The sequence below is a fragment of the Streptomyces sp. NBC_01635 genome (assembly GCF_045209715.1).
Classification (GTDB): domain Bacteria; phylum Actinomycetota; class Actinomycetes; order Streptomycetales; family Streptomycetaceae; genus Streptomyces; species Streptomyces hirsutus.
The window spans coordinates 3,487,719-3,503,388 of the sequence record NZ_CP109277.1 but is presented as its reverse complement, the minus strand read 5'-3'; the positions used below and the strand labels follow the sequence as shown (position 1 = coordinate 3,503,388).

Here is a 15,670-nt window from a genome sequence, read left to right as displayed (position 1 = left end):
CGCGACGCCGGCTACGGCACCTCGCCGCGTGGTGTGCGACATTCCGTGAGTTCTCCTGAGCGCCGTTGAATGCTTGCCCCTGTAGCCAGGGGGTTGTTCCTCCTTCGCATGCTCTGCCGTTCGGTGAGGTAATTTCGGGATTCTTGAAGCGTTCTCATCTCGTCCGACCGATCTGCGGTCCGGCCGAAGGCGAGGAGGCTCGGGTTGGAGCGGCACTTCTTCCTCGATGACGTGGACCGGGAGCTGAACCGGGACGCCACACACTCCTGCCCCGCCCCGGCCGGCCCCGGCTGCACCAAGACCCCGGTCACGGACCGTAATCGCCCTGTCGGCTCCTCCAGGCTGCCGCCGGGCGCCGGAGAGGGCAGAGTGGGACCGTGGCGCGGCCCGCCGAGCGCACAGGCGCTGGCCGTATCCCTGCGGCCATCGGGTTTTTCCCGCCGGCCGACGCAGGTCAGGAGACCGCCTATGGCAGCAGGAGCGAGCAACACCACCGCGAATGCCGACTGGGGCAAAGCGGACTTCAACGACATCTATGACTGTCCCGACCCCCGCCCGTACTTCGCGACCCTGCGATCCCTCGAGTACCAGATACCCCACCATGGCCAGGCCGTCTTCCGGGCACTGGCCCATGCCCTGCGCCGGCTGTACCCCGACCGGACGCCACTGAACGTGGTGGACCTGTGCTGCTCCTACGGGATCAACACAGCTCTCCTCAACTACCGTGTCACTCTGGCGGACCTGTCCACCCGGTATACCTCCCACCACCTCTCCGCCCTGCCGGCCCGGCACCTCGCGGCCGAGGACCGGACCTTCTTCGCAGCGCGCTGCCGCCCGGAAGCCGCGACGGCGACAGGCATCGACTCGGCAGCCCGGGCTGTCGGATACGCCCGCGCCGTCGGCCTGCTCGACCACGCTTTCGCGGAGAACCTCGAAGTCACCGAACCGAGCCCCGCCCTGCGCCGCACACTGGCGGGCACGGACCTCATCACCGTCACAGGCGGCGTCGGCTACGTCTTCACCCGGACCTTCACCAGGCTTCTCGACTGCATGCCGACCCCGCCGTGGGTCGCGGCGTTCGTGCTGCGCACCGTGCCCTACCAGCCGATCGCCGATCTGCTCGCCCGCTCGGGCCTGGTGACGGAGAAACTGCCCACCCGTACCTTCCGGCAGCGGCGCTTCGCCGACAGCGCCGAACGGTACGCGGCGTTCGACGCCCTGGCTGTGAACGGACTGCACACGGCAGACAAGGAAGCGGACGGCTACTACCACACCGACCTGTATGTCTCCCGGCCCGCTCCCGACATCGCGGCGCTGCCTCTCGCACGCCTGCTGTAACTCGAGGCGCGACGGCGAACCGTCGGTGCCTGGCTGGAACACCGGCGCCGACGCCGGCCCGACACCCCCCAGCCCGCACCTGCTGATCAACACGCAGACCGCGCTGGAGACCGGCCCGATCAGCGGTGTCTCCGCCTCGGCGGCGCTTCGCGGCCAGACCGTCACGCTGGAACGGCTCCACGTGACCGCCGGCTCGAAGAAGCACTCGTCCACGGCCCCGACCCGCCCCACCTCGCCGAGGTGTCCGGACTGGACGAGAAGACCGCGATCCGCTACGCGAACTCCGCACGCCGGCTCCTTGAGCGGTCCGCCGAAGCCGATACCGTGACTTCACCACGAACTCGAGGGTCCACAACCCAGAATCCAGGCAACAGACCCTCGGGTTCCCGCTGAGGACCCTTCAGTTTTCGCGAACTCGCGGGCTTCTCCGGCCTTGGTACTGGTGGGCTCGCCTATTCAACTGTCGCGTGTTGGCCCGTCCGACTCTGGAACTGCTACTGACCGTGACGTCTGGCAGGGGTGGGGTTGATGTCAGAGGAATCCGGTTGGATGAGCGCGTGACTGTCTATGACGTAGCCCGACAGCTTCCCGCCACCGGTGACCTGCGGGACTTGTGCCGCTCGCTTGCGATGCTCGACGCGATCCTGAGCCCGGACTGGGAAAGCCGGTACTACTCCTTCAACGCCACTTGGGCTGAAGGCGAGGAGATGGCCTCGATGCGCAACGGGTCAGGAGACGAGTACTCCATCGTGTTCTCGGAGGCCGGGGTCTATGTCCGCGGCTTCGGCCACGAATCGCCGATGAGCCCATATGGCCAGGATGGCGAGCCTTGGCCGGGAGTGATCGACGACGTTCCCGATGTCTTCAAGCCCTTCGTCGAGGAGTCGGCGTTCACCGACGAGGACGGCGTGCCCGTCGTGACGGTCTGCTTGTGGCGGGAGGCGATGGATGATCAGTGGCACCACGGCACGATCGACTTCCCCTCGAACCGCGCCGACCCTGATGGGGCGACGGGTCTGTTCCAACTACTGGTCGACCGCTCACCCGAAGCGTTCCAGCGCTTCGCCGAGGACTATTACGAGGTCTCTGTGGATCTAGAAGTGGTGAGTGACCTGTATGCCTTGCGGCCGCTGAACCAGGAACTCGTGTCGTCGTTGAACGTAGAGGTCACCCTGGCGGACCTGGCCCAAGACATCTCCGAAATCGGCTATCCGCAGGCCCACTGAGAGGAGAGCCAATCCGTCTGCCCACCGGCACGTTCTTGCTGGTGAACCTTCGTATTCAGCGGTCGCCGGCTCCCCGAGGAGCCCAGCCCGCTGGCGATCTTGCGTGATTCCCCGAGACCGGCGGAACATGGAGCCGATACGCACCCGGGGATCAAGCACGGTCACCAGCGGGCTGGGTTCCTCGGGGCACTGGCGACAGTTGAATATGAGAGCGCACCAGTACCGAGGCCGAACTCCTTGAGATGCCCGCTCCCGTTGTCGCGGACGCCCTCGGCAACCACAACAAGACCACCAGTCGCCTACTCAAGGAGACCGGCGGGACATGGAGCCGATACGCCGCTGGTGCTCATACACGGGCACCGGCGGGTTGGGTTCCTCGGGGATCTGGTGATAGTTGAATACGAGAGTCCATCAGTACCGAGGCCGCGCCCGCAGCGGTTGTTGCTCGTCGGCAAGAGGCTACAGACGCTGCAGCTCCGGCTCTGTCACATCCCCGACCGGTCATACAACGGCCAACGAATCAGTGGACGACATGGATACGGTCAGCACCTGCGATGCCACCACGCCAACTCCGTATCTGCCATCGGCTCCTGATGCGTTCGTCCGAGGAGCACCACGTCCAGGCGCTCGATCTGCACTCGGAGTTCGGCGGCGGCCCTTGGTGGCAGCATGAACAGAGCCTCTTGCAGCTTGTCCCGGGCCCAGCCCTCCCCGCAGCACGGGCAGGTGAACTCAGCCTCCCACTGCCTCCACCGGCGCTTGGTGCCGTGGACGCGCACGGACCACACGCTCAGCGCTGCTGACACGATGCCCGGAGACAATCGCTCCCGTTCGAGCACACGGACGGCGGCATTCGCCGCCCCCGACAGACCTGGGACATCGCGATACCGCACCCAGGGTCTTCCCCAGCCACGTTCCTGCAGCCGAAGTGAAGCTGGTGTTCTACGCGGCACGGCCCCTTCGGATGCAAGCCATAGACGGCATCCTCCCACAGCCCAAGACCGGCCGGACAGAACCTAAGCCACAGGCGGTTGCCTCTGTGACACCACCCTCACAGTCACTCAACGTAGCGGACGCGTGAGTCGGATCCGAGAACTGGCGACAGTTGAATACGCGAGCCCACCAGTACCAAGGCCGTGGTCGGAGCGTCCGCGTACATCCGGTACGCGGACGCTCCTGAGCCTTGCGATGCACCGCATCCGACGCCGCGCGCCGGCCCACCGTGGCTGACGGGACAGCCCTGGACCCGATCCCTCACGAGGGTCGTCGGGTTCTTTGCCGGTCGGGGCGGGGCTGTCGCCCCGGCCGCCCGTCGCTCACGCGCCGTGGCACTCCCCGTACGGGCGGTCCGAGCCGCACCAGCAGGGGGCCGACCGTTGCGGGGGCCAGGGCAGGGCGCGGCCCCGGGCCGCCAGGGTGGTCGCGTACTGGGGGAGGAGGTCGGCGTCGTCGGGGGTGGTGCCCTCGGAGGCGGCGAAGGCCTCGTACGAGGGGACGGTGCCGGGGACGGTGCCCAGGTTGGGGGTGCCCGAGGAGGCCAGTTCGCGCAGGGCTGCCTCTATCGCGGCCAGGTGCTCCGCGTGCGACGGGTACTCGGCGGCGAGGGAGGGATACGCCTCCAGGAGCTCGGTCAGTTCGTCCGCCGGCCAGTGGAGGACCGCCACGGGGAAGGGGCGGGACAGGGCCGTCCGGTACGCGCCCACTTCCGCTCGCAGACGGGAGATCTCCGCCTCCAGCTCCGCCGGGTTCTCCGAGCCCAGCGACCAGACGCGCTTCGGGTCGTGGAGCTCGTCCAGGGTGATGGGCAGGGTGTGGACGGAGTCCGCCAGGGCGTCCCACTCGTCGTGCGCCGCGCCCAGCATCCTGCGCACGCGGTGGCGGCCGAAGAGGAGCGGGTGGGCGGGAGCCGGGGGCTCCGACACGTCGGTGAGCAGCAGGCGCACCGCCTCCGTGAACGTCTCGTGCGCCTGCTCCAGCTCGTCGTGGGCCTCCAGGGACTCCGCGACGATCACCCAGGGGGCCGCGTCGCGCGGGGCCGCTGTGAGGATGCCGTCGATGATGGCGCGGGCCTCCGCCTCGTGGCCGTACTCCCAGAGGTTCGAGGCCTTCAGGGCGCGGACCAGGTACGGGCTCTCCAGCTCCGCGTCGGAGGCCAGCAGCCGGTCGTAGAGGGCGGCCGCGGCGGGGCGGTCGCCGGAGAGCTCGAGATGGGCGGCGGCCCGGAGCAGCAGGGCTTCGGCGTCCTCGGGATAGAGACCGGCGGTCCGCTCCAGGCGTGCCGCTTCGGCGGTGTGGTCGACGTTTTCGGCGGGCGTGTCGGGGCGCATGGATGACACCGTACTGCCGACCGGTGACAGGTGAGGAGACGGTGCCGATGTGCCGGAGCCGGTGCCCGTACCCGTCGAGGAGGTCGGTGGGGAGGGGGCATTCGGGCGCCGTTTCCGTCGCCGGCACCATCATTCTTGATCATCTTGAAAGGGTTCAATTCTCTAGACCTGGCTGAATCGGGCCATCCTCATTATTTCCATCGTTTACTCAACGGGTCTTACGAAAAGCTGCGCACGCTTATTGACGGTGTCTCGTGTTCCCTTTACGTTCGCATGAATCGATTCACCTTCGATTGCGACCCTCTACGACGCACCCTCTCTCCGATGGAGCCGCTGTGATCAGTAGAAGGAACATTCTCGCGAGCGCCGTGGCCACGGTGGGAGCCGTGGCCGCGGGAGCGGCGCCGGCGATGGCCGCGCCCTCCGCCGCCCGTAAGGGAGGGAGCGCCTTACGGGTGACCTCTCCGACCGTCGAGTACGTGCGCCATCCCCTGGGCCTGGACGCGGCCCGACCGCGTCTGAGCTGGCCGTTGACCGCGACCGCACCGGGGCAACGGCAGAGCGCCTACCAGGTGCGCATCGCGTCGAGCGTCGCCCGCCTGTCCCGCCCGGACGTGTGGGACAGCGGCAAGGTCGCCTCGGCCGAGTCCGTTCTCGTCTCCTACGACGGGCCCCGGCTCGAGCCGCGTACGCGGTACCACTGGTCGGTGCGCGTCTGGGACGCCGGCGGAGCCGTCTCGCCGTGGAGCGCGCCGTCCTGGTGGGAGACCGGCCTGATGGACGAGGCCGAGTGGTCCGCGCGGTGGATATCCGCTCCCGCCTCCCTCACGGAACCCCCTTCCCTGGAAGGCAGTTCGTGGATCTGGTTCCCCGAGGGCGAACCGACGCAGAGCGTTCCGGCGGACACCCGGTGGTTCCGTCTGACCGTCGACCTCCCCGACGCCATTACCGCGGCCACACTGGTGCTCAGCGCGGACGACGCCTACGTCGCCTCCGTCAACGGCGCCGAAGTGGCGAGCACCGCCCTGGACACGGACGACTCGAGATGGCGCCGCCCGGACGTCGTCGACGTTCTCGCGCACGTACGCCCCGGCACGAACGTCCTGGCCGTCTCCGCGACCAACCGCACGGTCGGCCCCGCCGGCCTCGTCGGCGTACTCGCCCTGACCACGGCCTCCGGCGAGCGCAGGATCGTCACCGACGGCGCGTGGAGGTCCACCGACCGGGAGCCGGCCGGCGACTGGCGCGAGCAGGACTTCGACGACACCGGGTGGCAGGCCGCCAGGGTGGCCGCCGCCTGGGGCGCCGGGCCGTGGGGCAAGGTCGTGCCGGTGCTGTTCGCGGCCCACCAGCTCCGCCACGAGTTCAAGCTGCCGCGCAAGAAGGTCGGACGCGCCCGCCTGTACGCCACGGCCCTCGGCGTGTACGAACCCCACCTCAACGGCAAGCGGGTGGGCAACGATCAACTGGCGCCCGGCTGGACCGACTACAACAAGCGCGTGCAGTACCAGACCTACGACGTGACCGACGCGCTCCGCCCGGGAGCCAACGCCCTCGGCGTCCACCTCGCCCATGGCTGGTACGCGGGCAACCTCTGCTGGTTCGGACCGCACCAGTACGGGGAACACCCGGGACTGCTGGCGCAGTTGGAGGTCGAGTACGCCGACGGGACGAGCGAGCGCATCGTCACCGGGCCCGACTGGCGTGCCGCCCCGGGCCCGATCGTCTCCGCCGACCTGCTGGCGGGCGAGACCTACGACGCCCGCAAGGAGACGGCCGGGTGGACCTCGCCCGGATTCGACGACGGAGCCTGGGCGCCGGTACGCGGCACCGGCGCCGCCGCCCCGCCGCGGATCGTCGCGCAGGTGGACGGCCCCGTACGCATCGAGAAGGAACTCCGCGCCCAGAAGGTCACCGAACCCAAGCCGGGCGTCTTCATCTTCGACCTCGGCCAGAACATGGTCGGCTCGGTACGGCTGCGTGTGTCGGGCAAGGCGGGCACCGCGGTGCGGCTGCGGCACGGCGAGGTCCTCAACCCCGACGGCACCCTCTACACCGCCAACCTGCGGTCGGCCGCCGCGACGGACACCTACATCCTGAAGGGGACCGGCACGGAGGTCTACGAGCCGCGCTTCACCTTCCACGGCTTCCGCTACGTCGAGGTGACCGGATTCCCCGGCACGCCGCCGGCGTCGGCTGTGACCGGGCGGGTCATGCACACCTCCGCACCCTTCACGCTCACCTTCGAGACCGACGTGCCGATGCTCAACCAGCTGCACCGCAACATCACGTGGGGGCAGCGCGGCAACTTCCTCTCCATCCCGACGGACACGCCGGCCCGTGACGAACGACTGGGATGGACCGGCGACATCAACGTCTTCGCACCCACGGCCACCTACACGATGGAGTCCGCCCGCTTCCTCACCAAGTGGCTGGTCGATCTCCGCGACGCACAGGCGTCCGACGGCGCGTTCACGGACGTGGCCCCGCAGGTCGGCGACATCGGCAAGGGCGTCGCGGGCTGGGGAGACGCGGGGGTCACGGTCCCGTGGGCCCTGTACGGGACATACGGCGACCGGCAGGTCCTCGAGGACGCCTGGCCGTCCGTCCAGGCCTGGCTGCGTCACCTGGAGAAGAACAGCACCGGCCTGCTGCGCCCGGCCGCGGGATACGGCGACTGGCTGAACGTGTCCGACGAGACGCCCAAGGACGTCATCGCCACCGCCTACTTCGCGCACAGCGCCGACCTCGCGGCACGGATCGCGACGGAACTGGGGAAGGATCCCGCACCCTACGCCGACCTCCACGCACGCGTACGCACCGCGTTCGAGACGGCGTACGTGACGGCCGACGGCAGGGTGAAGGGAGACACCCAGACCGCCTACGTCCTCGCCCTGTCCATGAACCTGGTCCCGGACGCCCTGCGCAAGGCCGCGGCCGACCGCCTCGTCGCCCTGATCGAAGCACGGGACTGGCACCTGTCGACCGGATTCCTCGGCACCCCGCGCCTGCTGCCCGTCCTCACCGACACCGGCCACACCGAGGTCGCCTACCGCCTGCTGCACCAGCGCACCTTCCCGAGCTGGGGTTTCCAGATGGACAAGGGCGCGACCACCATGTGGGAGCGCTGGGACTCCCTCCAGCCGGACGGCGAGTTCCAGTCCCCGGGCATGAACTCCTTCAACCACTACGCCTACGGCTCGGTGGGGGAGTGGATGTACGCCAACATCGCGGGCATCGCCCCGGGCCGGGCGGGCTACCGGCAGATCGTCATCCGCCCGCGCCCGGGCGGCGAGGTCACCTCCGCCCGGGCGACCTTCACCTCCCTCTACGGCCCGGTGTCCACCGCGTGGGAGCAACGGTCCGGCGGCTTCCGGCTGTCGTGCGGCGTGCCGGCGAACACCACCGCCGAGGTGTGGATCCCGACGGACCACCCCGACCGCGTCAAGCACACCCACGGAACCTTCGTGCGTGCGGAGAACGGCTTCGCCGTCTTCGAGGTGGGATCGGGAAGCCACCGGTTCACCGTGTGACAGCGGTGCGGTTCGCCCTCCCGGTTCGCCCTCCCGGTCCGCACGGTCGGGACCGGGAGGGCGGACGGCGGACACAACTCCTGCGAACTTCGCGGAACCGTGCGGAACTGTTGTGCCGGTCCCGGACGTTGGGATGGTGGGCAGGGCCGGATCGTGCTGGTTCCGACCGGGCGCGAGGCGAAGGGAAGGGGGCGTCGGTGATCCGTACCGCGCTACGCAACGCGATGCCCGGTCACGGCGACGCGCGCGCCGCCTTCGCCACGGCCGCCGTGCTGCTCCCGCTGCTTCAGGTCGTCCTGCTCCTGCTGCCGGTCACCGGCGGCCTCTCCGGACTCTCCGGCACCGTCGCGCTCGCCGCGACCACCGCGGCCGCCGCCACGCTCACCGTGTGCGCCGTCGTCCTCGCGCGCAGCGCGCCCGTCGTGCCGCCCACCCTGGTGCGTACCGCCATCCGCGACCGCGACCGGCGGACCGCCTTCCTGCCGCAGCGCGACCCCGACGCCAGAGGCCGCACCCGCCCCAGAGCTCCCGGACACGCCCTCCCGGCGACCGTCGCGTAGGGCACCCGTTCTCACCTTCGTCCACCACGCCCTGCGTGGGTCGTCATGCCGTCATCCCTCTCTCCCGTCCCGGTACGCCCGGGGCCTCCGGCACGACGAGACCCTCGGAGGGCTCACCCATGTCCGTCTTCGCCAGCCTGGTCGAGCAACTGGCCGACCTGCTCCAGCCGCTGTTCGGCCTCTCCGCGGCAGCCGCCGCGATCGTCCTGTTCACCGCGCTCGTACGCCTCCTCGTCCACCCCCTGTCCCGGGCCGCGGCGCGCGGACAGAAGGCGAGGGCCCGACTCCAGCCGAGGATCGCCGAGTTGCGACGCCGGCACGGCCGCAACCCCGAGAAGCTTCAGCGGGCCCTCCTCGACCTGCACACCCGGGAGAAGGTGTCGCCGCTGGCCGGAATCCTGCCCAGCCTCTTCCAACTGCCCGCCTTCTTCCTCCTGTTCTCCCTGTTCTCGAACACCACGATCGGCGGGCGGCCCAACGAGTTGCTCGGCCATGAGCTGTTCACCGCGCCGCTGGGCGGCCGGTGGGCCGACGCACTGGGGGACGGGGGGCCGCTCGGCGGGGCGGGGCTCGTGTACGCAGGGCTGTTCGCGGTCGTCGTGGCGGTCGCCGCCTTCAGTTACCGGCTGACCAAGCGGTCGATGGCGGCGAACGCGGCCTTGACCGGCGCGGGTGCGGGTGCCGGTAGCAGTAGTGGCAGTGGGAGCGGCACTGGCAGGGGCGCCGCAGAACCCGTCGCGGTGCCCGGGATGGGGGCCGTGGCCAAGGTGATGCCGTTCCTGTCGTTCTTCACGCTCGTCACCGTGGCCGTGGTGCCGCTGGCCGCCGCGCTGTACGTGGTCACCAGCATGGCGTGGGGCGTGGTGGAACGGGCCGCGCTCCACCGGTGACGCGCTCGTGGAGGCGTGGGTCCGCGGAGACGGGCCCGCGGTGAAGGACGGCCGGCCGTGGAGGGACGGTTCAGTACGTGAAAGGGTCATGGTGGCGGCTTCTCACGGATGCCGACCGCCGCCTTCCGGTACCGCCGATCCTGTGCTCTCCGGAGACGTGGAGACTTCATCAGCGGAGTGAAAGGGTGCGCACAACACCTGGAGCAAGCCGGCCGGCAACCTGAGACGGCACATCTGGTGGCCAGGGCGTCCACCGAAAACCGTTGAGCGGCCCTGGGGGCCACCCGGCACCGGGTGGCCTCCAGGGGATCATCTTGAGTATGAGTAAGGGACTGCCGGTGACCGGCGCAGTGAAAATCCGTCGTGTCATGGAGGATGCGACAAGCGACCGGACCTCACGGGTCTACCTCGGCATCGTCGCCGTTCTGGCGATCTGGGCCTCGGCCGGGAGCCTCGGCCTGGTGTACTCCGACTGGACGGTGCGGTTCCTGACCGTCATCCTCTGTATGCCCTGGACGTTCGTGGTGTTCGTGATGATCTCCCTGAGCCACGTCGAGGAGTGGCTGTTGGGCTACAACTTCTACCACGAGTCGCCCGCCTGGCTGTTCGAACCGTTGTGGACGGTGTTCTGGCTGTCGGCGGCCCTCGCGAACGCCAGGATCATCGCCGCCCTGTCCCGTTCGGCTTCCCGCCGGCCCGGTGTCTCCCCCTTCCTGGTTCCGGTGGGCCTGTTGGCGTTCTTCAGCCTGATCGTGCTGATCTGGCGCGCCTGAACGGGAGGTCGGCGGGGCCGGGCCGCGGTCGGACGGGGTGGGTGCTGTCCCCGATCGTCACGGGTGCGGCACGTCCCGACCGGAGGGCGTCCCGGGACAATCCCCGGCTTCCCCCGAGAGCACTAAAGCTGTGCCAGGAACCGTTCCAGCGCCTCCACCACCATCCGGTGGTCCTCGAGCTGGGGGAGGCCGGAGACCGTCACCGCGCCGATCACGCCCGCGCCCTCGACGGCGATCGGGAACGAACCGCCGTGGGCCGCGTAGGTGTCGGGGTCGAGGCGGGAGGACTCCTCGAACGTCGTGCCCTTGGCGCGGTGCCGGGCGCCCACCAGGTACGACGCGGAGCCGTACCGCTCGACGACCCGGCGCTTGCGGGCGATCCAGGCGTCGTTGTCGGGGGCCGAACCGGGCAGCGCCGCGTGGAAGAGCTGCTGGCCGGCCCGGTGGATGTCGATGGCGACGGGGGCCTGCCGCTCCCGGGCCGTCTCCACCAGCAGGGAACCCAGCGCCCAGGCGTCCTCGTGGGTGAACCGGCGGAACACCAGACGGCGTTCCTGCTCCTCCAGCTCTTCGACGGTGGGGGTGGATGCGGGCTGCGTCACAGCGTCACCGTCACCTTCTCGTCGGCGGAACGGCGGGCCGCCTCCAGCACGTCCAGGGCGGCGGCCGCCTCCTGCGCGGTCACCGGGTTGGGGCCGCCCTCCAGGAGGGCCTTCGCCACGGCCGTGTAGTACGCGGGGTAGTCGCCGGGCAGGGTCGGCTCGACACGCCCGCCGCCGGTCATCGGGGACTCCCCGGCACCGACGCGGCCCCACAGCTTCTCGGGCTCGGTGCCCCAATCGGCGCCCGAACCGGTACCGGGGCGCAGACCGTCGCGCAGAGCGGCCTCCTGGGGGTCGAGGCCGTGCTTGACGTACCCCGCCTCGGAGCCCAGGACGCGGAAACGCGGGCCGAGCAGGGCCGTGGTCGCGGAGACGTAGAGGTGGGAGCGGACGCCGTTCGCGTGCGTGAGCGCGATGAAGGTGTCGTCGTCCGTCCGCGCACCCTCGCGGCGGACGACCGCCTCGGCGTACACGGAGGTCACCGGGCCGAAGAGGACGAGCGCCTGGTCGACGACATGGCTGCCGAGGTCGTAGAGCAGACCACCGATCTCCGCGGGGTCGCCGGACTCCCGCCAGCCGCCCTTGAGCTCCGGCCGCCAGCGCTCGAAGCGTGACTCGAACCGGTACACGTCACCGAGCGTGCCCTCGGACACCAGCTTGTGCAGGGTGAGGAAGTCGTTGTCCCAGCGGCGGTTCTGGAAGACGGAGAGGAGCAGGCCGTGCTCCTCGGCGAGCGCCGCCAGCTCACGGGCCTCGGCCGCCGTACCGGCGAGGGGCTTGTCGACGACGACCGGCAGGCCGGCCTTCAGGGCGGCGGTGGCGAGCGGGACGTGCGTCCTGTTCGGCGACGCGATCACGATCAGGTCCAGCTCACCGGCGCGCTCGAAGAGCTCGTCCGGAGTGGCCGCGATACGGACGTCCGGGAACTCGGCGCGGGCCTGCTGCTGCCGCTCGGGGTTCGAGGTGACCACCGTGTCGAGGGCGAGGCCCTCGGTCGCGGTGATCAGCGGGGCGTGGAACACGGAGCCCGCGAGGCCGTAGCCGACGAGGCCGACGCGAAGGGGGGTACCAGTCATGGTCCTACTTTGGCAACGCTGTTGCCAAAGTGCAAGCACGGGAGAGAATGGGCGGGTGAACAGGACGAACGGCGGACCGGACGGCAGGGGCGCGACGGTCGGTACGGGCCCGGCGGGCAGTACGGGCACGCCGGGTACGGCGGGCAGGACCGGTACCACGGCCGGGGTCAACCTGCTCGGCCTGCGCAGCCACAACACCGCGCTCGTGCTCGACCTGCTGCGGACCGCGGGAGCGGAGGGCATCAGCCGGCTCGAACTCGCCGAGCGGACCGGGCTCACCCCGCAGGCGGTCAGCAAGATCACCGCCCGGCTGCGGGCGGATGGCCTCGCGGCGGACGCGGGACGCCGGGCGTCCACCGGAGGCAAGCCCCGGACGGTCCTGCGGCTGGTGCCGGAGGCCGGGCACGCGGTGGGCGTGCACCTGGACCGGGACGAACTACGGGCCGTCCTGGTCGACCTCGACGGGACGGTCGTGGGGGAGCGGAACACCCCCCTGGACCTGGGCGCGGGCGCGGACGCGGTACTGACCAGGGTGGCAGGAGTCGTCGAGGAACTGTGGGTCGAACGGGGCGGGATACCGCGGGAGGCACCCGCGGAGCCGGGAGAACAGGGAGGGCCAAAAGCGCGGGGGGACGGGGCAGCCGTACGCGGACGCCGCCGTCTCTCCCTGCTCGGCGCCGGGATCGCGCTGCCCGGACCACTGGACCACGCCCGGGGCGTGCTGCACCGGGTGACCGGGTTCCCCGAGTGGGACGGGTTTCCGCTGAGGGACGCGCTGTCGCGGCGGCTGGGGGTGCCGGTCGTCGTCGACAAGGACACCAACGCGGCGGCGCTGGGCCTGGCCGTGGGCGGCGAGGGCGGCTCCTTCGCCTATCTGCACCTCGGCACGGGACTCGGGGCGGGGCTGGTGATCGGCGGCAGCGTGCACCGGGGGCCGCGGACCGGGGCGGGGGAGTTCGGCCACCAGGTTCTCCAACTGGACGGGCCGCGCTGCGGCTGCGGCGACCGGGGCTGCGTCGAAGCCCTGTGCCTGGGAGCGGTGGCCAGGGGCGACACCGACGAGGCGGCCCGGGTCCTGGGCACCGGCGCGGCGAACCTGGTCGGCCTGCTGGACATCGACCGCGTCCTGCTCGGCGGCCGGATCGTCGAGGCGGCCCCGGAGACGTTCGTACGAGGTGTGCGCGAGGTCCTGGAGGCTCGCGCCCGGCGCACCGGGGACACCCCCGTCCCGGTACGGATCGCCTCGGGCGGCGGGCAGGGCGGCGGACGGGACGGCGGGGAGGGGGGACACCGGGAGAGCGGGCAGCAGGTCGCCGAAGGGGCGGCCCAGTCGGTACTGGCCCCGGTGTTCGGACGGGGGGACGGATAAGAAGGAGGAGACGCGGACCCGGGATCTCGGGGGCCGGGGAGCTGGGGGGCTCGGGGAGTCGGGCGGAGTGGCCGGGTGGGACGGCGGGTTCCGCCGAGCGGGGGGAATCGTTCCGCCGTGCGGGGGCGATCGGGGGCGCCCCGGTGGTGTCCGCCCGCCGAACGGCAAGGCCCTATGGCATGCGACTCTGCACGCCCGCGTCCCTGTTCCTGGCGGCGGTGGCCGCGGTTTTTCCCACCGCGACCCCGGCCCACGCGGAAGCGCCGCCGCCCGCCTGCACCGCCGCGGACGAGTCGGACTTCCCGTTGACCATCCGTATCCACGGCGGCCCCGACTCCTACCGGGCCGGGGGCGGCTTCGGCACCTGGTACCTCGAACTCACCAACACCACCGAGCGTTCCTGCGGCGGCATCCACCCGGTCGTCGTGCTCTTCGACGACAAGCGGGCGCTGCGGGCCTCGCAGCCGGTGCTGGAGTTCTACACGGCGGACCGGGAACTGCCCCACACCGTCCGCTTCGAGACCACCGACGAGGACGAACTCGTCGGTGCCCTCGCCGACGACGACGCGGGCTTCGAGGGATTCACCGTCGAAGCCGGCCGGACCCTCACCGTAAAACTACGGCTCGCCCTCACGTCCGACGCCGTGGCGAGCGAGGTCGTCACCACGGCCGCGATCGTCCAGCGGCACGAGGACGAGGACGACGGCGACTGGGTCGGCCAGTCGGACGAGTACCGGTTCCGCATCACCACGGGCCCCGGGACGGGCCCCGCAACGGATCCCGACGCGGAAGCCACCGCACCCATCACCCCCGCTCCCCGGGACAACCCCTCCCCGTCCCCCCTCCCCCTCGTCGAGGAACTCGCCCGCACCGGCAGCCGTACCGGCACCGTTGGCGGGACCCTCGCCGCAGTCCTCACCGCAGCCGCGGTGGCCCTGCTCGTCGGAGGCCTGGCGCTGCTGCGGGCCGCCCGCAGGCGCCGCTGACCCGGCCCTGCCCGGTCCCGCCCGGCGGCCGCACCCACCCGCACCGCACCGAGCCGAACCGGGCCGGGCCGAGTCGCACCGGCCGTTCCCCCAAGATCCGGGCATGTCTAGGCTGGAGCGCACGCAGGACCGCGCAAGGCAGGAGATCCCGCACATGGCAGACCGCAGGCCGATCGAATCGTGGCTCACCGACATGGACGGGGTGCTCATCCACGAGGGTGTGCCGATCCCGGGCGCCGACGCCTTCATCAAGAAGCTCCGCGAGTCCGGAAAGCCGTTCCTGGTCCTCACCAACAACTCGATCTACACCCCGCGCGACCTGCACGCCCGGCTGCGCCGCATGGGCCTGGACGTGCCGATCGAGAACATCTGGACCTCGGCGCTCGCCACCGCCAAGTTCCTGGACGACCAGCGCCCGAACGGTTCGGCGTACGTCATCGGCGAGGCCGGTCTGACCACCGCGCTGCACGACATCGGCTACATCCTCACCGACCACGAGCCGGACTACGTCGTCCTCGGCGAGACCCGCACCTACTCCTTCGAGGCCATGACGAAGGCGGTACGGCTCATCAACGACGGCGCCCGCTTCATCGGCACGAACCCCGACGAGACCGGTCCCTCCGCCGAGGGCCCCCTCCCCGCGACCGGCGCGGTGGCGGCGCTGATCACCAAGGCGACGGGCAAGCAGCCGTATTTCGCGGGCAAGCCGAACCCGCTGATGATGCGCACCGGACTGAACACCCTCGGTGCGCACTCCGAGAGCAGCGCCATGATCGGCGACCGCATGGACACCGACGTGCTGGCCGGCATCGAAGCCGGGATGCAGACGTTCCTGGTGCTCACCGGCCTGACCCGGCCCGAGCAGGTCGAGGACTTCCCGTACCGGCCGTCCCAGGTCCTGGACTCCATCGCGGACCTCGTCGACCTCATCTGACACCTTTCCGGGGGCGCTGCCCGGAGCGTCACCCGGGCGCCCCGGCCTCTCCCCCT

General features: G+C 70.7%; 12 protein-coding genes. 9 read left to right on the top strand and 3 right to left on the bottom strand.

Annotation, left to right across the window (positions count from 1 at the left end; translation table 11 throughout):
• The first annotated feature begins 468 nt into the window (after positions 1-468).
• Positions 469-1,338 (top strand): hypothetical protein, encoded by an 870-nt coding sequence (locus OHB56_RS16410; RefSeq protein ID WP_406354083.1) that lies wholly within the window; start codon positions 469-471, stop codon positions 1,336-1,338.
• A 557-nt stretch (positions 1,339-1,895) separates the two neighbouring features.
• The gene (locus OHB56_RS16405; protein ID WP_406354081.1) at positions 1,896-2,564 is read left to right on the top strand and encodes a hypothetical protein; all 669 of its coding nucleotides are present in this window, start codon (positions 1,896-1,898) and stop codon (positions 2,562-2,564) included.
• A 1,316-nt stretch (positions 2,565-3,880) separates the two neighbouring features.
• Here OHB56_RS16405 and OHB56_RS16400 read toward each other — a convergent pair.
• Positions 3,881-4,891 carry an SEC-C metal-binding domain-containing protein gene (locus OHB56_RS16400; RefSeq protein WP_406354079.1) on the bottom strand — a complete coding sequence of 337 codons (1,011 nt, stop codon included), beginning with the start codon at positions 4,889-4,891 and terminating at the stop codon, positions 3,881-3,883.
• Positions 4,892-5,226: 335 nt separating this feature from the next.
• Here OHB56_RS16400 and OHB56_RS16395 point away from each other — a divergent pair, with 335 nt between their 5' ends.
• From OHB56_RS16395 to OHB56_RS16380, 4 genes are all read left to right on the top strand, one after another.
• A complete protein-coding gene (locus tag OHB56_RS16395; protein WP_406354078.1) occupies positions 5,227-8,424 on the top strand; it encodes an alpha-L-rhamnosidase in 3,198 nt (1,065 codons plus the stop codon).
• Between the two features lie 224 nt (positions 8,425-8,648).
• Entirely contained in the window at positions 8,649-8,984 is a 336-nt protein-coding gene (locus OHB56_RS16390; protein ID WP_406359100.1) for a DUF6412 domain-containing protein, read from the top strand.
• A 119-nt stretch (positions 8,985-9,103) separates the two neighbouring features.
• Positions 9,104-9,874, top strand: coding sequence for a YidC/Oxa1 family membrane protein insertase (locus tag OHB56_RS16385; RefSeq protein WP_406354077.1), 771 nt, complete (start codon positions 9,104-9,106; stop codon positions 9,872-9,874).
• Positions 9,875-10,242: 368 nt separating this feature from the next.
• A complete protein-coding gene (locus OHB56_RS16380; RefSeq protein WP_406354075.1) occupies positions 10,243-10,647 on the top strand; it encodes a hypothetical protein in 405 nt (134 codons plus the stop codon).
• A gap of 122 nt (positions 10,648-10,769) precedes the next feature.
• On the opposite strand, the gene OHB56_RS16375 is transcribed toward OHB56_RS16380, so the two are convergent.
• Together OHB56_RS16375 and OHB56_RS16370 are read right to left on the bottom strand one after the other, a co-directional pair.
• Complete coding sequence (locus OHB56_RS16375) at positions 10,770-11,249, bottom strand: heme-degrading domain-containing protein (RefSeq protein ID WP_406354073.1); 480 nt, start codon at positions 11,247-11,249, stop codon at positions 10,770-10,772.
• The gene (locus OHB56_RS16370; RefSeq protein ID WP_406354071.1) at positions 11,246-12,325 is read right to left on the bottom strand and encodes a Gfo/Idh/MocA family oxidoreductase; all 1,080 of its coding nucleotides are present in this window, start codon (positions 12,323-12,325) and stop codon (positions 11,246-11,248) included. The genes OHB56_RS16375 and OHB56_RS16370 overlap by 4 nt, the downstream gene beginning before the upstream one ends.
• Here OHB56_RS16370 and OHB56_RS16365 point away from each other — a divergent pair.
• The 3 genes from OHB56_RS16365 (at position 12,324) to OHB56_RS16355 (ending at position 15,614) form a co-directional block, all read left to right on the top strand.
• A complete protein-coding gene (locus tag OHB56_RS16365) occupies positions 12,324-13,694 on the top strand; it encodes an ROK family protein (protein ID WP_406354069.1) in 1,371 nt (456 codons plus the stop codon). The two genes, OHB56_RS16370 and OHB56_RS16365, sit on opposite strands and share 2 nt — an antisense overlap.
• A 179-nt stretch (positions 13,695-13,873) precedes the next feature.
• The gene (locus tag OHB56_RS16360; RefSeq protein WP_406354067.1) at positions 13,874-14,680 is read left to right on the top strand and encodes a hypothetical protein; all 807 of its coding nucleotides are present in this window, start codon (positions 13,874-13,876) and stop codon (positions 14,678-14,680) included.
• A 154-nt stretch (positions 14,681-14,834) separates the two neighbouring features.
• Positions 14,835-15,614 carry an HAD-IIA family hydrolase gene (locus OHB56_RS16355; RefSeq protein ID WP_406354065.1) on the top strand — a complete coding sequence of 260 codons (780 nt, stop codon included), beginning with the start codon at positions 14,835-14,837 and terminating at the stop codon, positions 15,612-15,614.
• Positions 15,615-15,670 lie beyond the last annotated feature (56 nt).